Here is a 26,175-nt window from a genome sequence, read left to right on the forward strand (position 1 = left end):
AGTTAGGAGGAAATAAAAGATGGAAAAATTAAAGGATTTTAAATTTATAAAAGAAAAAGTAATTTTAGGATTAATAATATTATTATCTTGTATTTTAAATTTTGGAAATTTAAGTGTTGAAGGATATGCAAATTCATATTATGCTGCTGGAGTAAAAAGTATGACCATGAGCTTAAAGAACTTTTTCTTTGTGTCATTTGATCCAGCTAGTTTTGTAACTATTGATAAGCCGCCTTTAGGGTTTATGATACAGGCTATTTCAGCAAAAATATTTGGATATAGTGGGTGGAGTATAATTTTACCACAAGCTCTTGCAGGAGTAATTTCAGTTGGTGTTATGTATTACTTAGTTAAAAGATCTTTTGGAACTACAGCTGGGTTAATTTCAGCATTTGTACTTGCAGTAACACCAGTTTTTGTTGCAGATAGTAGAAATAATACTTGTGATAATTTGCTTGTACTAGCATTATTATTAGCATGTATAGCTTTATTTAAAGCAGCTGAAAAAGGGAAGTTATCATATCTTATATTAAGTTTAGTTATTGTTGGTATTGGATTTAACATAAAAATGCTTCAAGCATATATGGTAGCGCCAGCTATATATTTAACATATTTAATATCAAAAACAGTAACAGTTAGAAAAAGAATTCTACACTTAATTGTGTCAACAGTTGTTTTAATAGCTGTATCTTTTGCTTGGGCTTTTATTGTGGATTTGGTTCCAGCTATAGATAGGCCATTTGTAGGAAGTAGTACGAATAATACTGAAATGGAACTTATACTTGGGCATAATGGGTTAGAAAGATTAGGACTTAGTGAATCCTCAATGGGTGGACCAAGAGGCAGTAGAACCTCAGGCAAAGATGGAAATAAGAACGGTGAAATGATGCAAGGACAAGGAAGACCTCAAGGTGGAAATGGGAATATGCAATCACCTCCAGATCAAGATGGAAATAATGAACAAATGCAAGGGGGACCTAATGGAGGCCAAGGTGGGCAAATGCAAGGATTTCCAGATGGGCAAGATAGACAAGGAAAACAAGGTGGGAAAGGTATGGGAGGAATGTTTGGAGGAAGTGAACCTGCCAGCTTAGCAAGACTTTTCTCTAATAATAGTTTATCTGATCAAGTAATTTGGTTATTCCCAATAGCTTTTATTGGATTTATAGCAGCGGCTATTCAAGAAAAGTTAAAATTCCCAATAGATAATAGAAGAAAACAATCATTAATATTATGGTTTACATGGTTAAGTCCTGTGTTTATATATTTCAGCTTTACAACAGGAACATTCCATCCTTATTATTTAACGATGCTTGCAGCGCCAATAGCAGCATTATCTGGAATTGGAATAGTTTCTATGTGGAATTTATATAAAGAAGGTGGAAGGAAATCATGGTTTTTACCAGGAGCACTTCTTGTAACTGGAGGAACACAAGCATTATTACTTTCTTATTATTATAGTACTGTAAATCTTGCAAAAATTCTTATGATAGTAGTTGCAGTATTTGGAATTACATCTTCTATAGCACTTGGTGTATTAAATTTAATTAAAAATGCAGATATTAAGATTAAAAGAGTTTTAATTACTACTGCATTAATAGGAATTTTTATTTCACCAACAATATGTTCAGGAACTGTACTTTTCAAAGAAAATAGTGGAGGAAGTATGCCATCAGCTGGATTAAGTACTTTATCTGAGCAAGGACAAATGGGGGGGCCTGGAATGGGTGGTGACTCTGCTAAATCAGATAGTAGTTCTAAGTTAATAGAGTTTTTACAAAAGAACAAGACAAATGAAAAATACATTCTTGTAACAGCCTCATGTAATGATGCAGCAGATATAATAATTAAGTCAGGTGAATCAGTAATGGCTCTTGGAGGATTTTCAGGAAGTGATAAAATAATTACTTTAGATGAGTTTAAAGCGTTAGCTAAAAATGGTGAAGTTAGATATGTAATGACTGGTGGAATGGGCGGAGGCTCAAGTGATATTATGAATTGGGTACAGGAAGTTGGAACCTTGGTAGATAGTAGTGAATGGAGCGATGCTTCAGACAGTTCAAATGTTGAAACAGAGAGCAAAGATAAGGAGTACTCAAATCAAAAGCAAATGGGACATGGGTTTGGAATGAGTGGAAGCATTTATGATTTAAAATCTTATACAGACAGTCAAAATTAAGGAAATAGCAGAGTTAACAATAGTGTTGACTCTGCTATTTTCTTATCACACAAAGTTCACATACTTTTTTGATATTAGCACAACAATTCCTATATATAATTTAAAACATAGAAAGGCAAGTTAAGTTAAAGTAACTTGTATGGAGAAATGAGGGAATGTATATGAAAAGAGAAATAATGTATTCAATTGTAGTACCTCTATTTAATGAGGAATTAGTGATAAATGAAAGCTACAGAAGATTAAAAGAAGTTATGGATACAACAAAAGAAACTTATGAAATTGTATTTGTAAATGACGGAAGTAAGGATAAAACAAAAGAATTAACTGAAAACATATGTAAGAATGATGGCAACATAAAACTTATTAATTTTTCAAGAAACTTTGGACATCAGCCTGCAATAACAGCAGGGATGGAAATAGCAAAAGGAAATGCAGTTATTGTAATAGATGCGGATCTTCAAGATCCACCAGAAGTTATGTTAGATATGATTAAAAAGTGGAAAGAAGGATACGATGTAGTTTATGGTAAGAGAGCTAAAAGAGAAGGAGAAACATTCTTTAAAAAGGTTACTGCAAAAAGTTACTATAGACTTTTAAAAAGTATGACAACAGTTGATATTCCTGTAGATACTGGAGATTTTAGATTGATTGATAGAAGGGTATGTGATGCTTTAAATTCTCTACCAGAAAAAAATAGATTTGTAAGAGGACTTGTAAGCTGGCTTGGATTTAAGCAAACATCAGTTGAATTTGTAAGGCAAGAAAGATTTGCAGGGGAAACTAAATACCCATTAAAGAAGATGTTAAAGTTAGCTTTTGATGGTATAACATCATTTTCATTTAAGCCAATGATGATAGCAAGTTATATTGGAGCATTATTATTAGGTATAGGAGGTATAACATTCGTTGGTACAACAATAGACGACATAGTAAATAATATTAATATATTAAATTTAGGTTTTGTTTTATCAATTAATATAATTATGTTTGGATTTATGTTCATTTGTATTGGGGTTATGGGGCAATATATTGGCAGAATATTTGATGAAAGTAAAAACAGACCTTTATATATAATAGATGACATTGTAAAAAAGGAAAAAGCTAAGAAACTTTGTGAAGTTAGTAAGTAATAAAGTTTATATAAGTTTAATTAACTAGATGGTAAAACTGGAGGTAATAATAATGGAAAAATTAAAAAATATAAAACTGACGAAAGAAAGGATAATGTTAGGGGTAATTTTAATATTATCAGGAATTCTAAACTTTGGTAATTTAAGTATTCAAGGATATGCAAATCAGTATTATGCTGCTGGGGTTAAGAGCATGACAACTAGCTTGAAGAATTTTTTCTTTGTATCTTTTGATCCAACGGGATTTGTAACTATTGATAAACCACCTTTAGGGTTTATGATACAGGCTATTTCAGCTAAAATATTTGGATATAGTGGATGGAGTATAATTTTACCACAAGCTCTTGCAGGATTAATTTCAGTTGGGCTTATATATCACTTAGTTAAAAAATCCTTTGGAACTGCAGCAGGTTTAATTTCAGGATTAGCACTTGCAGTTACACCAGTTTTTGTAGCAGATAGTAAAAGTAATACTTGTGATAATTTACTTGTTTTAGCATTACTATTAGCTTGTGTAGCTTTAACTAAAGCTGCTGAAAAAGGAAAGTTATCATATTTATTAATAAGTACAGCACTTATAGGTGTTGGATTTAATATAAAAATGCTTCAAGCGTATATGGTAGCACCGGCTATATATTTAACATACTTAATATCAAAAACAGTATCAGTAAAAAAGAGAATTTTACATTTAATCCTGTCAACGGTTCTTTTAGTAGTAGTATCTTTTGCTTGGGCTTTTATTGTGGATTTAGTTCCAACTACAGATAGACCATTTGTAGGAAGTAGTACTAATAATACTGAAATGGAACTTATAATTGGACATAATGGATTAGAAAGATTAGGACTTAGTTCATCTTCATCTGGAGGTCCTGGAGGACAAGGTGGACCTAGTGGTGAAGGTGGTCAAATGCAACCACCAGGACAAGATGGAAGTAATAGTGAAATGATGCAATCTCAAAGTGGATCACAAAGTAGTGATGAAAATATTAGTGAAATGCAAACACCACCAGATCAAGATGGAGATAATAGTCAAATGCAAGGTGGTCCTAATGGAAGCCAAGACGGTCAAGGAGGGCCAAGTGGTCAAGGAGGTCCAGGAGGAGGACAAAGTAATGGACAAATGGGAGGACAAGGAACAGCAGCCAGTATAACAAGACTTTTTACAACTAGTGGTTTATCTGATCAAATTATATGGTTATTTCCAATAGCTTTCATTGGATTTATAGCAGCAGCCATTCAAGAAAAGTTAAAGTTGCCAATTGATAATGAAAGAAAAAAAGCATTAGTATTATGGTTTGCTTGGTTAGTTCCTGTATTTGCATATTTTAGTTTCACAACAGGATTATATCATCCATATTATCTAACAATGCTTGCTCCACCAATATCAGCATTATTTGGAATTGGAACAGTTTCCATGTGGAATTTATATAAAGAAGGTGGATGGAAAGCATGGTTTTTACCAGTAGCTTTAGCTTCAGATGGAGCAGTTGAAGTGCTATTGCTTTCAAGTTATTCTAACTCTATAAATCTTGCTAAGATATTAATAATATTAGTTGCAATATTATGCTTTGGATCTGCTATAGTATTTGCTATCTTGAACTTAATTAAGAAAGAAGCAATAAAACTTAAAAGAGTGTTAGCTGCTGTAGCATTAATAGGATTATTAATTGCACCAACAGTAAGTTCTGGTACTACATTATTCTACACTGAAAGTGGAACTTTCCCATCAGCTGGATTTAGCTTAATGTCTGGAGAAGGACAAGGAGGACCTGGTATGGGTGGCAGTTCTTCTGATAGTTCAAGTAGTTCAAAACTAATAGACTTTTTATTAAAGAATAAAACAAATGAAAAATATATTCTTGTAACATCTTCAACTAATGGTAATGCATCAGAGATAATAATAAAAACAGATGAATCTGTAATGGCTCTTGGAGGATTCTTTGGAACAGACAAGGTAATTACTTTAGATGAATTTAAAGAGTTGGCTAAAAATGGTGAGATTAGATATGTAATGACTGGCGGACAAGGTGGAGGCTCAAGCGATATTATGAATTGGGTTAAGGAAGTTGGAACATTAGTAGATAGCAGTGAGTGGAGTGATTCTTCAAGCGATTCCGATAATCAAGAAAAAAATCAAATGAATGGAAATAAAGAGGAATCTACACAAAGTAATAAAACTTCTAATTCAAAGAGTTCAAATGAGAAAGCTTCAAAACAAAATAGTGCTAATAGAAACTCAAATAGTGGAAATAAATCAAATTCAACACAAAATAGTGAGACAGAAAATGAAATGAGCAAAGACGGAGAAAACTCAGCTCAAGGTGGCCAAGGGTTTGGTGGTATGGATAGTGGAAGCCTTTATGATTTAAAAGCTTATACTGATAGCCAAAAATAAAAGTACAAATAAGAAGGGATTGAATTAAGTATGAAAGTAAGAAAAGCGGTGATTCCAGCAGCTGGGCTAGGAACAAGATTTTTACCAGCTACAAAAGCACAACCAAAGGAAATGCTACCTATAGTAGATAAGCCAACAATCCAATATATAGTAGAAGAAGCTGTTGCTTCAGGTATTGAAGAAATATTAATAATTACTGGAAGAAGTAAAAGGGCTATAGAAGATCATTTTGATAAATCAGTAGAACTGGAAGATGAACTTGAAAATAAGGATAAAGAAGAATTGCTTAAATTAGTGCAAAATATAAGCAATCTAGCTGATATATACTATATACGTCAAAAAGAACCAAGAGGACTTGGTCATGCTGTAAGTCTTGCAAAAACATTTATTGGTAATGAGCCTTTTGCAGTTATGTTAGGTGATGATATAGTAGACAGTGAAACACCTTGTCTTAAGCAATTGATGAATTGTTATGATGAATATAAAACTACAATATTAGGAGTACAACCAGTTGATAAATCAAATGTAGATAAATATGGTATAGTAGATGGTGTTGAAATTGAAAATAATGTTTACAAAGTTAAAGATATGGTAGAAAAACCCAACAAAGAAGAAGCTCCAACCAATATAGCTATCTTGGGAAGATATATAATAACACCTAATATATTTAATGTGCTTGAAAAGATTGAACCTGGAAAAGGAGGAGAAATACAATTAACTGATGCTTTAAAAGAATTAGCTAGGAAAGAAGCTGTATATGCTCACTGTTTTCAAGGAAAAAGATATGATGTTGGAGATAAGTTTGGATTTATACAAGCTACTATAGATTATGCTTTAAAGAGAGAGGAATTGAGAGATAAACTTATTTCATATATGGCAGGTATTTAGTAATAACTTTACCCAAACAGAATGCTATAAAAAGTATTTTGTTTGGGTATTTTTATGCTTTACATAAAGAAGAAAAAAATATATAATGATTTACACTGAGTAAACTATTTACAAAGAGTAAATAAAATGGAGGTATAATCATGTATATTTTAAATAAAAAAATGTATCCTTTATTGATATTAATGCTAAATTTATTTATTGCATTATTGGGACAAGGCATGGTAATTCCAATATTACCAGACTACTTGAAACAATTTGATGCTGCAGGATCAGCAGCTGGTTATTTAGTTGCAGCCTTTGGAGCAGCTCAATTTATATTTTCACCTATTGGAGGTAGACTTTCAGATAAGTATGGCAGAAAAATAATGATTTTATCAGGATTATTTCTTACAGTTATTTCTGATTTTATGTTTGCAATATCTCATGAATTATTACTGCTATATATAGCAAGATTTATTGGAGGAATTGGACTTGGAATTATGGTTCCATCAGTACTTGCTTATGTAGCAGATATGACTACAAAAGAAACTCGTGCAAAAGGAATGGGTTATTTAAGTGCTTCTATGAATTTAGGAATGGTATTAGGTCCTGGAATAGGGGGCATTATAGCTCAACTTGGAGTGAGAGTTCCATATTTTTTTGCTTCAGGGTTAGGTCTTATAGCAACTTTATTGACATTTATATTGCCAGAGACATTAACTATAGAAAAAAGAAATTCATTAAAATCATATAAAAAGCAGGAATCAATTTTAAAACAATTTATATATTCTTTTCATGCTCCATACTTTAAATATTTAATACTTATATTTGTCATGACATTTGGCTTAGTAAACTATGAGACAGTTTATTCATTATATGTAGAACAGAAATATGAATTTACATCTAAAAATATTTCTATACTTATAACATTAGGAGCTGTAATTGGAATAATAATTCAAGTGGGGCTTATAGATAAAATGATTAAACGTTTTGGAGAGTATAAATTAATTAGATTTTCCTTAGTAATGACATCGTGTGCTCTATTATTAATGTTATTAAAAATTAATTTTTTATATCTTTTAGTTGTTTCTGCTATCTTCTTTACATTTAATTCATTTTTGAGGCCAACAGTAAATACATTGCTTTCAAATGAGGCTGGGGATGAACAAGGATTTGTGTCAGGTCTTAATAATACTTATACAAGTATTGGAAATGTAATTGGACCTGTACTAGCTGGGAACTTATTTGATAAAAATATTAATTTGCCATATACTATAGGTGCTTTTATTCTTCTTGGAACTATAATTTTTATTAGGGGAGAAAAGAATTTAAATAAGGATGGAGTAATCAGTAATGGGTGATTCATGGCATGGAGATTTAAGAAGTAAAAATCGTGAAGAAATTTTTTTAGCAGGAAAGAAATTGTTTTTAGAGCATAATTTTTTGAATGTTAATATTAAAGACATATGTAATTTAGCAGGCATTAGTAGAGTAACTTTTTATAAAAATTTTAAGACCATAGATGATTTAATATTTGAAGTTCAAATAGATATTTTAAATAGTATGACACAATTTATTAAAGATAAAGATGAGGTTAATTTTAATGGAATAGAAAGGTTAAAAATCATGCTTTATTCTTGGGTCGATTATGCAAAGAAATATAAAAAAGAAATGAAATTTATTATTCTCTTTGATCTTTATTATGAAGAATATGATTCAAATAAGGAATTACAAGAAAAATATGAAGAATTTATTATTAAAGAAAGTAATAATTTTATTATTCCTGTAATTAATATTGGCAAGGAAGATGGCTCATTAAAAAATGATTTGAATTCAATAAAGACAGGGTATTATATTTTTAATACAATGATTGGATTATTGCAAAGAATGAGCTATTCTAAGTTTCGAATTGAAAATGGTATAAAATTTGATGATATTACAACTCCAGTTGTTGAAATGATTATAGATTCAATTAAGGAATAACAATGGAGAAAAGAGGCAATGACTATATTTAAATAATAAAATATAGCCATTGCTATTTTTAATTTTCTATTAGATCCTGTAAGGATACCTCTTTCTTTATTGCAGGTTTTTTTAGAGGATGTATGCAAGCAGTGTCTTTATTTTCATCTACACTTTCAATATAAATTTGTGTTTGATCATAAGTTACATCAATCATAACAGGTGAGGAAGCGATTTCTTTTGCACGTTCTTTATCCATAGTGAAAATCCTCCTTTCATTATTTTAGTAACAGCTATAGTTTTTGCTAAGTCTAAATTAAATATTCTTCAGAGAAAATAGACTACATTGAAATATATGTATATAATAATTTGTAGGTTTGATTATTAAGGAAAAGTAATTAAGAACTTAAGTTATGAAGGTGAGGATTATATGGATAATAAAGTAAGTATTTTAGGGATAGATTTTTCAAAATTAAATTTAAAGGAAACAGTTGATTTAATTGATAGAAGAATATCAGGATACAATAATAAGACATTTCATCTTATTACTGTAAATCCAGAAATTGCAATACAAATTAGGGAAGATAAAGAACTGAAAAAATATCCTAATGTTAACACAACCTTCGAGAAAAGAAAGACAGAAAAAATTAAAGATTTTTGCTTATAGAGCATTTAAGGAAGCAGTTAGTAAGAAGGAAAATTAAATAGTAAAATATTCATAAAAACAGGTAGTCTCAAATGAACTACCTGTTTTGCCAATATATAAATAAATTTGTACATATAGACTTAATTTAAGGTGTTGAGTTTTTAATTACATCAAAATTATCCTGTATAAGTAACCAATTTTGAGGGAAAGAAAGTCCTAATTTCCAATAGCTAACACCACGTAACATTAGTTCTTTTACAAGATTAAACTTAGCTTGAATAGAACGTGCATCTTCAAACCATACTATATGGTCATTTCCTGTTACATCTTTATAATTAAAATAAGGAGCTTGCGAATTATAGTCATAATTAATTGATGCATTATTTTCAGCTGCTATTTCAATAGCTCTATCAGGACTAAGTGATTTTGCATATGTTTTTCTGGGGATATAAGGTAATGTCCAATCATAGCCATAAAGGTTTTGTCCCATCATTATTTTAGAAGAAGGCATTTCAGTTAAAGCATATTCAATTACTTGTCTAACTGGACCAATTGGAGATACTGCCATTGGAGGGCCAGTAGTATATCCCCACTCATAGGTCATTAAAACAACGAAATCTACAATTTCTCCATGAGATTTGTAATCATGAGCTTCATATAATAATCCTTTTTGAGTATTGCTTAATTTTGGCGCTAGAGCTGTTGATAATAAAAATCCTTCTTTTGAAGTTTGTGCTTTAACTTTTCTTAAAAAATTATTATAATTTTCTTTTAAGTTAATAGGTAAATATTCTAGGTCAAAATGTATATCTCTAAAGCCATATTGTTTTGCTGTAGAAATTATATTTTCAATTAAATTATCTTGCACCTGCTCATCTGTTAAAATAATTCTTCCTAGGTCTGTACTAAAGGTTCTTCCCTCAATATTAGTAAATACCATCATTAAAGTTACATTGTTTTTTGCAGCAATATTTTTAAGTTTAGGTAGAATTTCAGGAGAAGGAGGTGGTTGTAAGGAACCATCCCTTTGAATCTGGAAACTAAATGGAGCTAAATATGTTAAAAGTGGTGCAATATTTTCATTTGATTCAGCTAATTCTGAAGGAACTTTTCCACCTATTGTTTGGATATATCCATTTATTTCTGTATTTATTTTAGGAGCAGGTGGAATGTATAATCTTAAGCCCACTTGTAGTGAAGTATTTAAAGCTATTCCATTTATCTTAGCAAGTACTTGATAATTTATTCCAAAGTATCCTGAAATAATATATAAAGTATCACCTGGCTGAACCCAATAGTAATGACCTGCTATTGGAATTACTAATGCTTGACCTACAACTAAAGCGTTAGGATTTATGATTTTATTTGTCAACATAATTTCTGAAATTGTGGAATCATAAGCCTCTGCTATTCCAAACAATGTTTGTCCAGGCTGGATAACATGAATTTGCATAATATCTCCTTTTAGCAATAAAGTTATCATAACATTATATGAATTTACGATAGATTTGTACTATATAGTGATAATAAACAAAAAAATAAATGGAAAATAATGGACTAAAATTAAAGAAAGAATTATAATTTTAGATAATTATATACTTAATGGGGGAATGAAAATGAATGGAATTCAAAATTGGTATGATAATCTTTATGATGAATGGGAACGTCTAGATTATCATAAAATAGAATTTGATATTACAAAAAGATATCTTGATAAGTTTATTGTAGGAAAAAATCTTGAAATATTTGATATAGGTGGTGGACCAGGTAGGTATTCTCTCTATTTGGCAGAGAAGGATCATAAGGTTACACTTTTAGATTTGTCACAGAAAAATATAGAAGTAGCCAAAACAAAGGCAAAAGAATTTAATATTGAACTTGAAGAATATATACATGGGAATGCTCTTGAGTTAGATAAATACAATCAGAAATATGATGTGATTTTATTAATGGGACCACTTTATCATTTAATAAAAGAAGATGATAGACGACTTGTTTTAAAAAATGCATTAAGATTATTAAAATCTGATGGCATTATTGTTGTATCATTTATTTCTAAATATGCACCAATTCAAGATAATCTTACATATCTTTGTAAAATTAAAGAGATTAATGATCTATTTAAATATTTAGAAAATGGTGAGAATAAAGAGGAAGATGGATTTACCACAGCATATTTTTCAGGACCAAAGGAAGCTAGAAAGTTTCTGTCTAATTATAATATAAAAGAATTAGTTTTTGCTGGGGTAGAAAATATTTTAGGGTGTAAGGAAAAAGAAATATGTTTACTGGAAGAAGAGCAATATAATAAATGGATTGATGTAGGTTTTCGATTAAGTACAGATGAAAATTTAATTGGTACAAGTCAACACTTTTTATATATAGGTCAAAAAAGGTAGCTATTAATAAAAGGAGGATACTAAGAATTTAATATAAATTCTTAATATTCTCCTTTATTAATTCAATATCCTAATATATATGCAAGTGCCAATCTTTATTGCTATTATTATCCCAAGTTAATCCAGTAGTAAAGCATAAATCCAAATTAGTTGTGGCATTAGGTGGGATTGTTAAAGTTACTTTCCATTGATTATTTCCTAAATAAGTCATAGGGGTATTAGTAAAATCTTTAAATCCATCATAACCCCAATGAATATTTACAGTAGTAGAATTCTGCAGTGGTCTTCCAGTAGCAATGTAAGTTATTGATATAGTTTCATTAATAGTTGGGTTTGTAGGACTCCATGAAACTGTATCTAAATTTGTTATATTAGTACTAAGAATTATAACAGAATTTTCAGGTATATTTCCAGAGAGTATTCCATTTGAAACAGTTAATGAACAACTTGTACTACCTTCATTGGAATAAGTTCCATTTTTCAAATTAGTAGGTGAATTTATATATTTATTTGAACCACAATTTACAATTATAGTACCAGAATTTCCACGGTCAATAAGCATAGTAGAATTATTATTTGTCCATCTTAAATATTCATTTTCACCAATCATATTATTGTGAAAATGATTAATTGCAACTATATCAGCATCTTTCCATAATGAATCACCTTCAGCACCAATTGAACTGATAGGTCTTGCAAAGAATAATGGTGTTGAACTATTCCTACTAGCTACAATAGCCCAACCAAGTTTTATTTGACTGATTGATAGGTTTTTACTTGTGCCATCTTCATAAGTATCATGAGTTTCAACAAAAGTTACAGATTTATTAATAGGCAGACCAGTTGAATCACTACCAAGAGAACTTAAGTCATTTGAGTAAAGTGCACTTCTTAAATTATATCCATAGGAACAGGCTGTAATATTCATAAAAGATTCATAACCTGAAAGATTATCTACAGTTCCACTTTGAAGTATTTCTCCATATATGAATAGATTAGATTTATTGTGTAAATTATTTAATACATTGCTCCAATAATTACCTGCCCAAGACTGATTAGAATCTAATCCTATATTTGTTTCAATATGTTTAGCAGCATCAAAACGAAAACCATCAGCTCCAGCATCGATACATTGATTTAGAAATAAGATTGCTTTATTCTGAACTTCTGGATTTTGAGTATTTAAATCTGGCATGCCAATACCTTTTTGAGTTATATCATGCCTATTATTCCAATCAGTGCATTGGCCTTCCTGGTGATAATAAGTGGAGTTTTTAAAATTAGAATCTACATCAGATGAGAGGGAATCACCAGTTCCAGCCATATGATTCATTACTACATCTACAATTATTGAAATTTCATATGTTTTTGCTTCAGAGCAAAGAGCTTTAAAATCATCATAAGTCCCAAGTTGAATATTTCCAATAGATTCATTAGTAGGTTGGTATAATAGCCACCATTTAGTTGGATCAGTGCTTGTCTCTTTTGTTCCTTGCACAGGAGAAACTTGGATGGACTTATAACCTGCTGCAGCAATGTTAGATAATTCATTTCTTATTGTATTGAAGGACCAATCAAAAGCATGAAGAATAGGACCATATTGATTTGTTGATGGTAATGAAGAAATTTTAGATTGCATTAACACTCACACTCCTTAATTGATTTTTATAATTGGAGAAAAATAAATTAAGTATATACAATGTTACAGATATGTTACTTTAGTTTCCATAAGTTAAATAATAACAGGAATTTAAATAAAAGTAGAAATGCAATATGGATTTAAATATCCTGATATTTAAGTCTATATTTAGTTTGTTTATATATAATTATATGTTAAATTTTGCATTAATTATGCCACTTTATGATAATTTATCATTAAAAAGAAATATGTACAATAACAAAATGTTGGAGAGTAGGAAATTAAAAAATGAGGAAATAAGAATACTCTTAATCCCTCATTGTAAGTGAATTTTTAATTAACAGTTAAGTGCCAATCGCTATTGCTATTGTTATCCCAGTTTGATCCATTATTGAAACAGAAATCTAATTTTGTAGCAGAAGTAGGAATAGTTACTTTCCCTTCCCAAAAGCCATATGAATCTTTTGTCATAACAACATCAGCTGGATTTATCCAACCATTATAGCCCCAGTGAAGAGTTACCTTGCTAGAATTAGTTAAGGTACCATTATAGTAAATTGTAAAACTACTTCCTTTTGTAAGTGTAGTGTTATCATAATCTACAGTATAGCCTACACGAGGCATGAAAGTTGTAGAAGATGATTTTATTGGAATATTCCAATTAGTTGATCCATTGTTATCCCAGCTTGAACCATTTGTAAAGCAGAAATCTAATTTAGATTTTGTTGATGATGGAACAGTTAAAGTAATAGACCATTTGTTATTACCTTCGGAAGTCATAGGAGCGTCAGTAGCTCCTGTAAAGCCATCATATCCATAATGTATTTTGACAGATGAAGAATTTTGAAGAGGTCTATTAGTGGAATCATAAGTTACTTTTACAGTTTGTCCAGCTATTGGAGTTGTAGGGCTCCAAGAAACTGTATCAACTGGATTAGGAGAATAATTATCAAGTACTATTACTGAACCTGCAGGAATATTTCCTGAAATAGTTCCATTAGAAACAGTTAATGTACAACTAGCACTACCTTGATTAGTATAAGTTCCATTTGCTAAATTAGTTGGGGAACTAATATAAGTATTTGAACCACTATTTACAATTACAGTACCTTTAGTTCCACGGTCAATTAGCATAGTAGAACTATTGTTTGTCCATCTTAAATATTCAGGTTGTCCAACCATAGCGTTACGGAATTTATTTATTGCAACTATATCGGCATCTTTCCATAAAGAATCACCTTCATTACCAATAGAACTAGTAGGCCTGTTAAAGAATAAAGGTGTAGCACTATTTCGAGCTGCAGCAATGGCCCAACCTAATTTTATTTGATTAGTAGTTAAGCCTTTAGTTGTTCCATCTTCATAGGTATCATGAGTTTCCACAAAATCTACAGCTTTATTGGAATCGATTCCGGAAAAGCCAGTACCAATTGAGCTTAAGTTGTTAGAATTTATTGCATTTCTTAAAGAATAACCATAAGAACTAGCTGTAACATTCATAAAAGATTCATATGCTGAAACATTATCAACTTTTCCATCTTGTAAGATTTCACCATATATAAATAAGTTTGATTTATTGTTTAAATTACCTAATACATTAGTCCAATAGTTACCTGACCAAGACTGATTGACATCTAGTCCTATATTTGTTTCAATATGTTTAGCAGCATCAAAACGAAAACCATCAGCTCCAGCAGCTACACATTGATTCAAGAAAGAAATTGCTTTGCTTTGAACTTCAGGGTTTTGTGTATTTAAATCAGGCATACCAATACCAAGTTGTGTTATATCATATCTATTATTCCAGTTACTACATTGACCTTTATTATGATAATAGTTAGAATTCTTAAAGCTAGAATCAACTTGATTAGCTAAAGATTCTCCAGTACCAGCCATATGATTCATTACCACATCAACAATAATGCTAATTCCATATTTCTCAGCCTCAGTACAAAGTGACTTAAAATCATCATAGCTTCCAAGTTGTGAATTACCAATAGATTGATTTGTTGGTTGATACAATAACCACCATTTACTTGGATCAGTACTTGATTCTTTAGTTCCTTGTACAGGAGAAACTTGAATTGATTTATATCCAGCAGTTGCTATATTTGATAATTCGCTTTTTATTGTGTTAAAAGACCAATCAAAAGCATGAAGAATAGCTCCATCCTTAGTATTTGTTGGCAAGCTTACATTGTCAGCAGCATAGGCTACACTTGAAATATTATTAACAAGTTTATCTTGAGGGTAGAAGAAAAAGGTTAGATTTAAAGCTAAACCAGCAGCAATTAATTTAGATATTAATTTTTTACGCATGAATATACACACTCCAATCATAAAGTTTTAAATAAATGAGAAACCGTTTGCACAAAAGTGTGAAATAAACTAATTAAAAAAGGTCACCTCCTTTAAATAAAAATAAAGTGAGATACACTAGGAGTCTAATAAAGTGAGAATATATTTAGAGTGAATAAAGATGTGTATATTAAAGTTTATATTTAGGTTATCCAAAAGCGTAACTCTAAAATTAAAATGTAGTCTGAATAAAAAAGTTTGTATACGGTTACTCTAGGCTATATACCAAATTTTATCACAAATTTGGTGGTAGTCAATAGGTTCATGTTAAAAATAGATAAAATTAACATAAATTACATACATACTAATTAATAGTTAAAGGCCAATCATTATTAAATTTATTATCTAAACTTGCCCCATAAGTAAAAGAAAAATCTAACTTTGTAGCAGAAGATAGAATTATTCTTTTATTACACCATTATATATTAAGAATATTACATTACTTATAAAAATAGATAATTCCTCAGGAGATTCTTTCATATCACTTCTAAGCCATTTTTGAATAATACCAAGCTGAGCAGAGGAAGCAAGGGGAGCAATATACTTTATAGGCATCTTTTCAATATCATTATTTATAGAAATATTATTAGCTAGTGAATTTTCAATAAAAGTTTTTAGCTTCATTTGAAAATTTAAGTCACCATTAGGGCCTAATAAAATTTTGATAAAATCAGAATTTTCTTTGATATAGATATATACAGAAGTGAAGAGATGTTGCAATGTTTCTTTATTTGAAGGTAATATAAAACCTTTATCTAATTTTTTTAGCTCATTATTTAAAATTTCATGAAGCTCATCTAAAATTTCATTTTCTTTTTGTTCAAGCAAATCATATTTATCTCTAAAATGAAGATAAAAAGTGCCTCTATTAATATCTAACTTTTCAGTTAAATCCTTAACAGTTATTTTTTCAAAATCTTTTTCTGACATTAACTTAATTAATGCATCTTCTATTAACTTTTTTGTTTTATTGCTTTTTTTCTTCATAAAATTACCTCCAAAAGTAGAATACTAAACATATTATTATTTTGTGTTTATAAATGAACATTTTGTACTGTGATGATTATTGTTTATACCCATTACTTAATTATAATGAAATTAATGGCAAACAAGCAATAGTTAAAGTTAAGGAGGAAAATATGAATATTGTAAAAGTTTCAAATGTAGTTAAAAAATATTCAAATGTAATCATATTGAATAAGATAAACTTAGATGTTAAAGAAGGAGAAATTATAGGATTAATAGGTCCATCAGGTTCAGGAAAAACTACATTAGTTAAATCTATAATGGGAATGGAGAAAATAGATAGTGGAGAAGTTAATGTTCTAGATGAAAAGATACCCAATCTTAAAATTCTTAAAAACATTGGATATATGGCACAATCAGATGCCTTATATGAAGAGTTGACAGGAAAAGAAAATTTAGAGTTTTTTGCAAGGTTATTTAGATTAAATAAAAAGAAAATTAAAAAAAGAGTAGAATATACATCAAAACTTGTTAATCTTGAAAATGATTTATCAAAGAGAGTAAGTAATTATTCTGGTGGGATGAAAAGAAGACTATCTTTAGCAGCTTCTTTAATACAGGATCCTAAAATCTTAATATTAGATGAACCAACTGTTGGTATTGATCCAAAACTTAGATTTAGTATATGGAAGGAACTAAAAACACTAAAATCTGAAGGGAAAACGATAATAGTAACAACCCATGTTATAGATGAAGCAGAGAAATGTGATAAATTAGCTTTGATCAGAGATGGGGAAATAATGGCTGTTGGTAGTGTAGAGGAATTAAAAGAAAAATTTAAAGTGAATACTGTAGAAGAAATTTTTATTTTATAGTAAAGGGGATAGAGACATGATAGTAATAGCATTAGTAAAGAGAATAATAATTCAAACTTTAAGAGATAAAAGAACATTAGCTCTTATGATGATAGCTCCTTTAGTTCTTTTAACTTTAATGAATTTTTTGCTTACCTCTAATGAAACATCTAATTTAAAGGTAGGAGTCTATAAAACTAGCGATAATTTTAATGAAGAATTAGTGTCAAATGATATAGAAATTGTAAGATATGATGATGATAAAGATTTAAAAGAAAAAATAATAGGAGATAAATTACAAGCTTTTATAGAAAATGATAATGAAAAATTATATATAACCTATGAAAATAGTAACCCTACAGATACAACTCAAGTAAAAGCAAAGGTGCAAGGGGCTTTAGCAAAGATTCAAGCATCTAGTTTAAAAGAAATGGTTCAAAGAGTAGATAAAAATATTTTATCTGATAAAGGTAGTATTTCAATAGAAAATAGTTATATTTATGGGGATGAAAGTTTAGCTTTCTTTGATACTATTAGTCCAATACTTATAGGTTTTTTTGTATTTTTCTTTGTATTTTTAATATCAGGAATATCTTTATTGAAAGAAAGAACTTCAAAGACTTTAGAAAAAATATTAGCAACATCAATTAAAAGAAGAGAAATAATATTTGGATATCTTTTGGGATATGGAATATTTGCTATTATACAAACTGTGATAGTAGTTTTCTTTTCAATTTATGTCCTTAATATACGAATGGAAGGTAACATTCTATTAATGCTTCTAACTAATATAATTATAGCATTTGTAGCTTTGTCATTAGGAATATTATTATCAACATTTGCTAATTCAGAATTTCAGATGATGCAATTTATTCCTATTGTGGTGATTCCCCAAATATTTTTTACTGGGCTTATACCTGTAGAGAATATGGAAACTTGGCTTCAAAAGGTTGCTCATATAATGCCTTTATATTATGGCGCTCAGGCTCTTCAGGGGATAATGATTAAATCTTATGAATTTAAGGATATACAATTTTATTTATTTATTCTACTTTTATTTGCAGTGGCATTTTGTATACTAAATATTTTAGGATTAAAGAGATATAGAAAAATTTAACAAAAAATACTTCCTCAGAAGATTATTATTGAGGAAGTATTAAAACTAATCTTAAGTATCTAAATTACTTTCTTCAAGTGGTTTTAGATCATATTTAGCTGGTTTTATAGGTAAGCCCTTAGCACGTGCTCTTTTTTCAAAATACATAGTAACAAAAGGCGTTAATATAGATGTTACAAGTACACAAGTTGCAACAATAGCAGTAGCAGAGTTTGCAACTGGTTCAAATTGAGGATTTGATTGTGCAATAGCAAAAGGAACAGCTACAGCAGCACCAGCTGTTGAAGATGCAGCCCAACCTGCAACACCGTCAGAACCAGTAACAAATCTATCAACAAGGGACAATATTCCTCCAGAAATAAATACAACTGCAATTCCCATAATTATGCCCATTAATCCAGATTGAATAATCATTCCAAAGTTTAGATTAAATCCTAATGTTAGTGCAAAGAATGGAATTAAACCAGATACTAATGGAGCAAACATTTTACGAAATTCTTTATCTAAAGTGCCAAGGGTAATGCCTAATATGAAAGGTATTAATGTAGAAACTAAGGTTGGCCATGGGAAAGAAGCGATTCCTGCAACTCCTAAAGCAACCATTGTCATAAATGGACCTGATTCTATACTGATAAATGGGAATCCAGCTGCATCCTCTTTTCTGTTTAGAGATGTCATTAAGGCTAGGTAAAGTCCACCATTCGTCTCATTAAATGAAGCTATAATAGCTAGTACAGAAAGTCCTGAAAGTACACCAGTTTGGATACCGTTTTCAGGAAGTATATGAGAAGCTAGTACACCTAATAAAGATGCTAATAAAACCTTTACAACTAAAAGAGAAAGACCTTTCTTAGCTATATAGCCAGAAGTTCTCAAATCAATAGTTGTGCCAATTGAGAAAAAGAAAATAAATAATATAACTGATGTACCAGTTAAAAAGCTACCTGTAAACCCTCCAAAAAAAGTATTTACATCTGGCCATAATGTTTTAAGTAGTGCACCAAGAAATAAAGGTATAAGCATCATACCACCAGGTATTTTTTCAATGTTTTGTTTAATCTTCATGTTTTCCCTCCTAAAAAGTAATAATTACTTTGATAACGTTTTAGTAAAATTCAGACATAATTTACTTGTAATAAAACTAAATCAACTGATGTATTTTGAAAATATAATATAGCATTATTGTTCTTGTATGCAAGTATTTCACTAATAGATAATATTTTACAGTATAAATAAATACAATTCAATATGATATGTCATATTATTGCAAAAATATAATTAATATATATGGATTATTAGTAAAAAGATTGAATTATATTTTTATCTATGTTTGAATCACTATGAAATATAAGTTATATTTGGTACAATTTAATACTGTAAAAAGATTATATTAATCTGAGTTTAGTTAAGGGGAATAGATATGTTTAAAATAATGATAGTTGAAGATAATGAAAAATTACAAAATGAAATAGCTAATTTGTTAGAACACAATGGATATTCAGCTATAAAAGTTAATGAATTTAATAATATAGTTAAAGATGTAAAAGATAAGAATCCACATTTGATTTTATTAGATATTAATTTACCTCATGATGATGGATTTAAAATATGTACACAAATACGTAGTTTTTCAAAGGTTCCAATTATATTTGTAACAAGTAGAAATACTGATATAGATGAGCTTATGAGTATAACTTTAGGTGGAGATGACTTTATTACAAAGCCATATAATAATCAAATTTTATTAGCAAGAATAGGGACACTTTTAAAGAGAGTTTATCCAAATAGTAGTTCAATTGATGTTATAGAGCATAATGGGGTTAAATTAAATATACTGTCTAGTGAAATAGAATATAGTAATAAGAAAGTTGAGCTCACAAAAAATGAGTTGAAAATACTTCATTATTTAATAATTAATAAAGGGAAGATAGTATCTAGGGTAGATATTATGGAAAATCTATGGGATAGTGCTATGTTTATAAATGATAATACCCTTACTGTTAACATAACTAGACTTAGAAATAAGTGTGAAGAGATTGGAGTTAGCGATTTTATAAAAACTAAAAGAGGACAAGGTTATATAGTATGAATATAGCAGATTATATTAAAAGTAGAGTAGGAAATATGCTGTTAAATTTTATAGAATTAATGACTTTAAGTATATTTCTTTTTAGTACAGGAAATACATTTGATACAATAATCACTATAGTGGCCATTTGGATTGTGATATTTATGATTATATTTATATATGATTATAAAAAAAGAAAATTATACTATGATGATTTATTAATGATAGCAGAAAAGTTAGATAAGAAATACCTTATAAGTGAAGTTATAGAGTATCCTCCTTTCTTAGATGCTAAACCCTATTATATACTAATGAAGAAATCTAGAAAGTCAATGCTTGAGGAAATAAATAAAATTAAAAGGCAACGTAAAGAGTATAAGGAATATATTGAACAGTGGATTCATGAAGTAAAAACACCAATATCAGCAATAAAGTTAATTGGAGAAAATAATAAAACAAACGTTTCAAGAGGTATATTAGAAGAACTTGAAAATATAGATAGATATGTTGAACAAGCTTTGTTTTTTGCAAGAAGTGAGGAGGTAGAGAAGGATTATCTTATAAAGGAAATTTCTTTAGAAACTTCAATAACTCAGGCAATTATAAGAAATAAGCATATGTTCATTTTAAATAATATAGATGTGGAATTAAATGACATAGATAAAAATGTTTTTTCAGACAGTAAGTGGCTTGAATTTATAATAAATCAAATAGTAATTAACTCTATAAAGTATAGAAAAGAAGATTCCCCAAAGATTAATATTTGTACTAAGTATGTTAAAAATGGTATTCAGCTTATTGTTGAAGATAATGGCATAGGAATAAATGATAATGAGATAAATCGTATTTTTGAAAAAGGTTTTACAGGAGAAAATGGAAGAATAAATGGAAAATCTACAGGGATAGGACTTTATCTTTGCAAAAAACTATGTGAAAAATTAGGTTTGTTAATAACTGTTGATTCAAAAATTAATGTATATACTAAAATAATAATTACTTTCCCAAAAGGAGAATTTTGTAAATATCCGTAGCAGACTATTTTTTGTCTGCTACAAACTAACTGATTTATTGAAAAGTATGTCTATTAGTTTCATAATCACTTTCTAACATAGACATAGTTATTACATCACAATAACGACCATTTAACAATTCTCCATCTCTTTTTACTCCTTCTTTTAAAAATCCTACTTTACGATATGCTTTTTGTGCTCTAATATTGAAAGAGTAAACCTCTAGCTCTATACGATGTAAATTTAGAGATTCAAATGCAAATTTAAAAATTAACTTCATTGCTTGTGTTCCATATCCATTTCCACAAGATGAACTTTTAAATAAGGCAATACGAAAATTAGCCTTACGACTATATTTTTCGATTTCATTTAGTACAATTTCACCTAAAATAGCATTATTTTTATCTAAAATTAGAAAGTCATATCTTGTATCATCATTTACTATATTAAAGACATAATTTTCTATCATATCTTTAGTAAATTTATCATTTGTACCTGTATAATAATCGATATCTTCATCAGTTTCTTTAAATCCTGCTATAAAATATTTTTCTATATCTTCTGTTTGTATAAGTCTTAAATCAATTTTTTCACCTTGTAATATTATATTTTTCAATTTCATTTAATTTTCACTCTCCAAACTCTAGTATATTTAATTATATATTATAAATAAGAAAATTCATACATTTTTATCATATTGTAGAGAGAAGTTTTCATTTAAAGAAATCTAGATACTGAGCTATAAAAAACATTTATCAACTTAATAGGAAAGTTAGAAATGAAGATGCTTTCGACAAAATGCAACAAAGAGTGTTATAATGTTAATTTAAGTAATGTTGTTCAAGAATTTCATAGTAAATAGAAATAAGTTTCAAAAATTATTTCTATTTACTATGAAATTAGGTACTGAAATGGGGGATATTATTATGTATAACAATAGGCAAGAGATAGTAGGTGTGTTAGAAAAGGCTGATGTACCATACAAGTTTGAAGGTTCTAAGTTGGTGATAAAAAAGCATTTACAATATGAGGATTTATATAAGAATGTATTATGGTTGGAAGCACAATTAAAGCTTAAAATCTTACATGTTGAATTAAAGTCTAAAACTGAGGCTGAATATAAAACTATTAGTAGCAAACAATATACTTCTTTAAACTCAGCAATGAAGCATTTATATGAATATAAATTTGGTTCATCATATCATGAGATATGTGACTTTATAAGAAATCCTCAATTAGTAGAAGATGAATTAATAAATGATGTTGAAAGAGCTTTCATAGGAGTGTGGGTTCAATTATATAAAACTACATATAGCAAAAATAAGTAAAAATAAAAGCTGGTTTCTGCCTGATTCAGAAATTAGCTTTTATTTTTTAGATTACAAATTTGTAACCTAAAAGTAATGTTTAATCAAATCAAGTGCTGGCAAAATCATGTAAAATGTATTTAGAGGTGAGGAAAGTGGAAAAAATACTAAATATAAAAAATGTAGAAAAGTATTATGGAAGTAAAGGTAACATATTTAAAGCAATAGATGATATAAGTTTTTGTGTTTCTAAAGGTGAATTTGTTGGAGTTATGGGACCTTCAGGTTCAGGAAAAACAACTTTACTAAATCTAGTTGGAACTATAGATGAAGTAAGTTCAGGACATATTTTTGTAGATAATATAGATTTAACAGAAATTAATCAAAAAGACATAGCAAAGTTTAGAAGAGAAAACTTAGGGTTTATTTTTCAAGATTTTAATTTATTGGACAACTTAACTATCCATGAAAATATAGCTTTAGCTTTAACAATTAATAGATATAAGAAGAAAGAAATAGATGAGAAAGTTTTAGAGGTAGCTTATGAATTGGGGATAGAGGATATTCTTCAAAAATATCCATACGAAGTTTCAGGAGGACAAAAACAAAGATGTGCTTCGGCAAGAGCATTAATTACAAATCCAAAGCTTATTCTAGCTGATGAGCCAACAGGAGCCTTAGATTCCAGATCAGCTCAAATGTTAATAGAAATGATTTCGCATTTAAATAAAGAATTAGGAGCAACTATATTAATGGTAACTCATGATTCATTTACAGCAAGTTATTGTGATAGGATTCTTTTTATTAAAGATGGAAAGATTTTTACCGAGCTTATAAAGGGACAAAGTACTCGTAAGGAATTTTTTAATCAGATATTAGATGTGGTTGCACTACTTGGAGGAGATGTTAGAGATGTACGTTAAACTAGCTCTTAATAATGCAAGACGATCTATTAAAGATTATTTAATCTATTTTATAACTTTAACTATATGTGTAAGTCTTTTTTATGCGTTTATGTCTTTATCAAGTTCAAGTTATGAGCTTATCACAGAGGATTCTGTTAACTTTGATTTTATAAAGAAGACAATGAAATATGCAACATATATAGTAACAGCTTTGCTTGTACTTCTTATAGGATATGTTAACAGGTATATGATAAAAAGGAGAAAAAGAGAGTTTGCAACTTATATACTCCTTGGAATTCCACAAAAAAATGTAGCATTTATGTTCTTTATTGAAACATTAGTAATGGGGATTATCTCAATTGTATTTGGAATTTTTGTAGGTACTTTATTTTCACAATTTGTTACTGCAATAATTCTTATGACAGTAAATCAACAGATTATATTTTCCTTTAAATTATATATAGATACTGTGATGTTAACTTTTCTATTTTTTATAGGAATGTTCTGCATAATTGGATTTTTTAACATCAGGATACTAAGTAAAACAAAACTTATTAATATGATAAACGATGAAAAGAAAACAGAATTTCAGTTTAAGAGAAGTAAAAATGTATATGTTTTTGTATTTAGTGTAGCTGTATTGCTTTATTTAACTTGTGGAATTTGTTTTTATAGAATAATAAAAGTATTAAATGATAAGTCGCTTATAAAAGGCAATGAAAATGAATATGTAATAATAGGGATTATATCATTTATTGCAGCAACTTATACATTATTTTATTCCATGGCCTATATAGTTATTGCAATTAATCAGAGGTGGAAAAATTATAAGTATGAGTATACAAATTTATTTCTTATAGGGGCTATAGTTTCTAAAATAAAGACAGCACCTATTTTAATGGCCACAATTTCACTTACTTTTTTAGGAGCAGCATTGAGTTTTGCTTTAACTCTTATAATGTCTCAGTGGGGGATAGGATATCTAGAGAATAGGATACCTTTTGATATGGTTGTATCAAGTAAGTATTATACAGAAGAAAAAATACAAGACATTCCTAAAATTGATTATAGGGAGATAAGAGATTATATAAGCAGTGAAAATTGTCCTATAAAAAGCTATTGCCAGGTTGAAGAATATTTTATAAATAATAGTGATTTTAGAACAGGTAGAAGCAAAAATATGCCCATACTTGCAATTGGTCTTAGTGATTTCAATGAATTGAGAGAAATGTTAGGATATGATAAGGTTGAGTTAAATAAAAATGAATTTACAATGCAATGGGATAAAACCATTAAAGATAGTGAGATAAATGACTATTTAGAAAAGAATCCTGCTATTAAAATAAAGGAAAAGGAATTAAGTATTAGTTCAAATTCATTTTATAAGGAATCTCTTGGATCTTATATTTATATAGGTGGAGATGCACTTATAGTTTTACCTGATGAGCAATGTGTTGATTTAACTTTAGCTAATACTGCATTGTGTGTTAATACAGAAGGAAAAATAAGTTTTGATAAATCAGCAGAACTTGAAGAGGAGTATATACCAGAATGGTTCAAGAAAAATTATACTACTTTATTTAGTAAGGCAGATGAATATAATACTCCCTTTGTAATTAGATTAAAGGTTTCAGAAACCAATGAGGTAGTAAATGCTTTTTTAGGTATGAGAATAATTGGAATATATGTAGGAACTGTTTTACTTATGATAAGCTTAACCATACTTGCACTTCAACAGTTATCAGATTCTATTGAACACAAGGGAAGATTTAATACATTGAGGAAGTTAGGGATAGATGATGGGGAAATAAGTAAATTAGTTTTAAAACAAATATCAATATATTTTATTTTACCAATAATAATTGCTATTATAGGATTTGTAATATTTATAAGAAATTTTGAAGCCATAAATAGTGAAAGGTTAAGCTTATATGTAGGAGATAAAGCTTTGACATTAAATATAGTTTTAGCTTTGATATTAATTATAGTTGTTTATATGTGCTATTTTTTAGCTACGTATTATTCATTTAAGCAAAATATAAAAGGGAAATAAAGTCATGGCCAACTGCTCATACTTATTATAAAGATATTCCAATTAAAATATTCAAATCCAAGTCAGTAGAGGCAAATATTATTAAACCATCTGGTTATATCATAGATGCAAATAATGAAGGAATTACAGTCGCCACCAATAACGGTATTCTCATTATAGAAATATTACAGTTTCCAGGGGGGAAATCTCTTGAGGTAAAAGAATTTTTAAAGGGAAATAAAATAGAAAAGGGCATTATATTATCATAATCATAATTGATTAACAATTTATGTAAGATCACACTATAAGAATATTGGTTTGTAATATTCTTATAGTGAATA

General features: G+C 28.9%; 23 protein-coding genes. 16 read left to right on the plus strand and 7 right to left on the minus strand.

The features are described 5' to 3' along the window. The first annotated feature begins 19 nt into the window (after positions 1-19). The 6 genes from NNC19_RS10630 (at position 20) to NNC19_RS10655 (ending at position 8,554) form a co-directional block, all read left to right on the plus strand. Positions 20-2,179 carry a glycosyltransferase family 39 protein gene (locus NNC19_RS10630; protein WP_310938629.1) on the plus strand — a complete coding sequence of 720 codons (2,160 nt, stop codon included), beginning with the start codon at positions 20-22 and terminating at the stop codon, positions 2,177-2,179. A gap of 161 nt (positions 2,180-2,340) precedes the next feature. Beyond that, a complete protein-coding gene (locus NNC19_RS10635) occupies positions 2,341-3,309 on the plus strand; it encodes a glycosyltransferase (RefSeq protein ID WP_310938630.1) in 969 nt (322 codons plus the stop codon). 52 nt (positions 3,310-3,361) lie between these two features. Beyond that, positions 3,362-5,704 carry a glycosyltransferase family 39 protein gene (locus NNC19_RS10640; protein WP_310938631.1) on the plus strand — a complete coding sequence of 781 codons (2,343 nt, stop codon included), beginning with the start codon at positions 3,362-3,364 and terminating at the stop codon, positions 5,702-5,704. Positions 5,705-5,734: 30 nt separating this feature from the next. After that, the gene (galU, locus tag NNC19_RS10645) at positions 5,735-6,592 is read left to right on the plus strand and encodes a UTP--glucose-1-phosphate uridylyltransferase GalU (RefSeq protein WP_310938632.1); all 858 of its coding nucleotides are present in this window, start codon (positions 5,735-5,737) and stop codon (positions 6,590-6,592) included. A 140-nt stretch (positions 6,593-6,732) separates the two neighbouring features. After that, positions 6,733-7,932 carry an MFS transporter gene (locus tag NNC19_RS10650; protein ID WP_310938633.1) on the plus strand — a complete coding sequence of 400 codons (1,200 nt, stop codon included), beginning with the start codon at positions 6,733-6,735 and terminating at the stop codon, positions 7,930-7,932. Next, positions 7,925-8,554, plus strand: coding sequence for a TetR/AcrR family transcriptional regulator (locus tag NNC19_RS10655; protein ID WP_310938634.1), 630 nt, complete (start codon positions 7,925-7,927; stop codon positions 8,552-8,554). Before NNC19_RS10650 ends, NNC19_RS10655 begins: the two co-directional genes overlap by 8 nt. 58 nt (positions 8,555-8,612) lie before the next feature. On the opposite strand, the gene NNC19_RS10660 is transcribed toward NNC19_RS10655, so the two are convergent. Continuing rightward, entirely contained in the window at positions 8,613-8,792 is a 180-nt protein-coding gene (locus NNC19_RS10660) for an H-type small acid-soluble spore protein (protein ID WP_310938635.1), read from the minus strand. 171 nt (positions 8,793-8,963) lie between these two features. Here NNC19_RS10660 and NNC19_RS10665 point away from each other — a divergent pair, with 171 nt between their 5' ends. Then, complete coding sequence (locus tag NNC19_RS10665; protein WP_310938636.1) at positions 8,964-9,200, plus strand: hypothetical protein; 237 nt, start codon at positions 8,964-8,966, stop codon at positions 9,198-9,200. Positions 9,201-9,324: 124 nt separating this feature from the next. Here NNC19_RS10665 and NNC19_RS10670 read toward each other — a convergent pair whose 3' ends face one another. Further along, positions 9,325-10,632 carry a glycoside hydrolase family 18 protein gene (locus NNC19_RS10670; protein ID WP_310938637.1) on the minus strand — a complete coding sequence of 436 codons (1,308 nt, stop codon included), beginning with the start codon at positions 10,630-10,632 and terminating at the stop codon, positions 9,325-9,327. Positions 10,633-10,795: 163 nt separating this feature from the next. On the opposite strand from NNC19_RS10670, the gene NNC19_RS10675 reads away from it, so the two are divergent. Further along, positions 10,796-11,578 carry a class I SAM-dependent methyltransferase gene (locus NNC19_RS10675; RefSeq protein WP_310938638.1) on the plus strand — a complete coding sequence of 261 codons (783 nt, stop codon included), beginning with the start codon at positions 10,796-10,798 and terminating at the stop codon, positions 11,576-11,578. Between the two features lie 70 nt (positions 11,579-11,648). Here NNC19_RS10675 and NNC19_RS10680 read toward each other — a convergent pair whose 3' ends face one another. The 3 genes from NNC19_RS10680 to NNC19_RS10690 form a co-directional block, all read right to left on the minus strand. Next, positions 11,649-13,217, minus strand: coding sequence for an alpha-amylase family glycosyl hydrolase (locus NNC19_RS10680; protein WP_310938639.1), 1,569 nt, complete (start codon positions 13,215-13,217; stop codon positions 11,649-11,651). A gap of 333 nt (positions 13,218-13,550) precedes the next feature. Beyond that, positions 13,551-15,536: a carbohydrate-binding protein gene (locus NNC19_RS10685; RefSeq protein ID WP_310938640.1), complete on the minus strand. Its 1,986-nt coding sequence runs from the start codon at positions 15,534-15,536 to the stop codon at positions 13,551-13,553. Positions 15,537-15,974: 438 nt separating this feature from the next. Further along, positions 15,975-16,562, minus strand: a complete 588-nt coding sequence (locus NNC19_RS10690; RefSeq protein WP_310938641.1) for a TetR/AcrR family transcriptional regulator — start codon at positions 16,560-16,562, stop codon at positions 15,975-15,977. A 152-nt stretch (positions 16,563-16,714) separates the two neighbouring features. On the opposite strand from NNC19_RS10690, the gene NNC19_RS10695 reads away from it, so the two are divergent. Both NNC19_RS10695 and NNC19_RS10700 read left to right on the plus strand, forming a co-directional pair. After that, the gene (locus NNC19_RS10695) at positions 16,715-17,416 is read left to right on the plus strand and encodes an ABC transporter ATP-binding protein (protein WP_310938642.1); all 702 of its coding nucleotides are present in this window, start codon (positions 16,715-16,717) and stop codon (positions 17,414-17,416) included. Positions 17,417-17,432: 16 nt separating this feature from the next. Continuing rightward, positions 17,433-18,512, plus strand: a complete 1,080-nt coding sequence (locus NNC19_RS10700; RefSeq protein ID WP_310938643.1) for an ABC transporter permease — start codon at positions 17,433-17,435, stop codon at positions 18,510-18,512. 51 nt (positions 18,513-18,563) lie between these two features. On the opposite strand, the gene NNC19_RS10705 is transcribed toward NNC19_RS10700, so the two are convergent. Next, complete coding sequence (locus NNC19_RS10705) at positions 18,564-19,577, minus strand: 2-keto-3-deoxygluconate permease (protein WP_310938644.1); 1,014 nt, start codon at positions 19,575-19,577, stop codon at positions 18,564-18,566. A 355-nt stretch (positions 19,578-19,932) separates the two neighbouring features. Between NNC19_RS10705 and NNC19_RS10710 the strand changes: the two genes are divergently transcribed. Together NNC19_RS10710 and NNC19_RS10715 are read left to right on the plus strand one after the other, a co-directional pair. Continuing rightward, positions 19,933-20,601, plus strand: coding sequence for a response regulator transcription factor (locus NNC19_RS10710; protein WP_310938645.1), 669 nt, complete (start codon positions 19,933-19,935; stop codon positions 20,599-20,601). Further along, positions 20,598-21,611 carry a sensor histidine kinase gene (locus tag NNC19_RS10715; protein WP_310938646.1) on the plus strand — a complete coding sequence of 338 codons (1,014 nt, stop codon included), beginning with the start codon at positions 20,598-20,600 and terminating at the stop codon, positions 21,609-21,611. The genes NNC19_RS10710 and NNC19_RS10715 overlap by 4 nt, the downstream gene beginning before the upstream one ends. Before the next feature lie 34 nt (positions 21,612-21,645). Here the strand turns inward: NNC19_RS10715 and NNC19_RS10720 are convergent, their stop codons facing one another. After that, positions 21,646-22,212 (minus strand): GNAT family protein, encoded by a 567-nt coding sequence (locus NNC19_RS10720; RefSeq protein WP_310938647.1) that lies wholly within the window; start codon positions 22,210-22,212, stop codon positions 21,646-21,648. 304 nt (positions 22,213-22,516) lie between these two features. Between NNC19_RS10720 and NNC19_RS10725 the strand changes: the two genes are divergently transcribed. The 4 genes from NNC19_RS10725 (at position 22,517) to NNC19_RS10740 (ending at position 26,103) form a co-directional block, all read left to right on the plus strand. Further along, on the plus strand, positions 22,517-22,918 hold the full coding sequence (locus NNC19_RS10725; RefSeq protein WP_310938648.1) for a hypothetical protein: 402 nt from the start codon (positions 22,517-22,519) through the stop codon (positions 22,916-22,918). Positions 22,919-23,031: 113 nt separating this feature from the next. Beyond that, positions 23,032-23,820 (plus strand): ABC transporter ATP-binding protein, encoded by a 789-nt coding sequence (locus NNC19_RS10730; RefSeq protein ID WP_396136409.1) that lies wholly within the window; start codon positions 23,032-23,034, stop codon positions 23,818-23,820. Continuing rightward, positions 23,810-25,855 carry an ABC transporter permease gene (locus NNC19_RS10735; protein ID WP_310938650.1) on the plus strand — a complete coding sequence of 682 codons (2,046 nt, stop codon included), beginning with the start codon at positions 23,810-23,812 and terminating at the stop codon, positions 25,853-25,855. The genes NNC19_RS10730 and NNC19_RS10735 overlap by 11 nt, the downstream gene beginning before the upstream one ends. Then, entirely contained in the window at positions 25,852-26,103 is a 252-nt protein-coding gene (locus tag NNC19_RS10740; protein WP_310938697.1) for a hypothetical protein, read from the plus strand. The genes NNC19_RS10735 and NNC19_RS10740 overlap by 4 nt, the downstream gene beginning before the upstream one ends. Positions 26,104-26,175: the final 72 nt, after the last annotated feature.

Source organism: Clostridium sp. SHJSY1 (assembly GCF_031626875.1).
Taxonomy (GTDB): domain Bacteria; phylum Bacillota; class Clostridia; order Clostridiales; family Clostridiaceae; genus Clostridium.

Coding starts and splice junctions, on each gene's coding strand:
- NNC19_RS10690 (WP_310938641.1), bottom strand. CDS start 16,562: ATGAAGAAAAAAAGCAATAAAACAAAAAAGTTAATAGAAGATGCATTA.
- NNC19_RS10715 (WP_310938646.1), top strand. CDS start 20,598: ATGAATATAGCAGATTATATTAAAAGTAGAGTAGGAAATATGCTGTTA.
- NNC19_RS10720 (WP_310938647.1), bottom strand. CDS start 22,212: ATGAAATTGAAAAATATAATATTACAAGGTGAAAAAATTGATTTAAGA.
- NNC19_RS10685 (WP_310938640.1), bottom strand. CDS start 15,536: ATGCGTAAAAAATTAATATCTAAATTAATTGCTGCTGGTTTAGCTTTA.
- NNC19_RS10725 (WP_310938648.1), top strand. CDS start 22,517: ATGTATAACAATAGGCAAGAGATAGTAGGTGTGTTAGAAAAGGCTGAT.
- NNC19_RS10630 (WP_310938629.1), top strand. CDS start 20: ATGGAAAAATTAAAGGATTTTAAATTTATAAAAGAAAAAGTAATTTTA.
- NNC19_RS10640 (WP_310938631.1), top strand. CDS start 3,362: ATGGAAAAATTAAAAAATATAAAACTGACGAAAGAAAGGATAATGTTA.
- NNC19_RS10650 (WP_310938633.1), top strand. CDS start 6,733: ATGTATATTTTAAATAAAAAAATGTATCCTTTATTGATATTAATGCTA.
- NNC19_RS10665 (WP_310938636.1), top strand. CDS start 8,964: ATGGATAATAAAGTAAGTATTTTAGGGATAGATTTTTCAAAATTAAAT.
- galU (WP_310938632.1), top strand. CDS start 5,735: ATGAAAGTAAGAAAAGCGGTGATTCCAGCAGCTGGGCTAGGAACAAGA.
- NNC19_RS10675 (WP_310938638.1), top strand. CDS start 10,796: ATGAATGGAATTCAAAATTGGTATGATAATCTTTATGATGAATGGGAA.
- NNC19_RS10730 (WP_396136409.1), top strand. CDS start 23,032: ATGTATTTAGAGGTGAGGAAAGTGGAAAAAATACTAAATATAAAAAAT.
- NNC19_RS10680 (WP_310938639.1), bottom strand. CDS start 13,217: ATGCAATCTAAAATTTCTTCATTACCATCAACAAATCAATATGGTCCT.
- NNC19_RS10670 (WP_310938637.1), bottom strand. CDS start 10,632: ATGCAAATTCATGTTATCCAGCCTGGACAAACATTGTTTGGAATAGCA.
- NNC19_RS10695 (WP_310938642.1), top strand. CDS start 16,715: ATGAATATTGTAAAAGTTTCAAATGTAGTTAAAAAATATTCAAATGTA.
- NNC19_RS10735 (WP_310938650.1), top strand. CDS start 23,810: ATGTACGTTAAACTAGCTCTTAATAATGCAAGACGATCTATTAAAGAT.
- NNC19_RS10660 (WP_310938635.1), bottom strand. CDS start 8,792: ATGGATAAAGAACGTGCAAAAGAAATCGCTTCCTCACCTGTTATGATT.
- NNC19_RS10655 (WP_310938634.1), top strand. CDS start 7,925: ATGGGTGATTCATGGCATGGAGATTTAAGAAGTAAAAATCGTGAAGAA.
- NNC19_RS10700 (WP_310938643.1), top strand. CDS start 17,433: ATGATAGTAATAGCATTAGTAAAGAGAATAATAATTCAAACTTTAAGA.
- NNC19_RS10705 (WP_310938644.1), bottom strand. CDS start 19,577: ATGAAGATTAAACAAAACATTGAAAAAATACCTGGTGGTATGATGCTT.
- NNC19_RS10635 (WP_310938630.1), top strand. CDS start 2,341: ATGAAAAGAGAAATAATGTATTCAATTGTAGTACCTCTATTTAATGAG.
- NNC19_RS10710 (WP_310938645.1), top strand. CDS start 19,933: ATGTTTAAAATAATGATAGTTGAAGATAATGAAAAATTACAAAATGAA.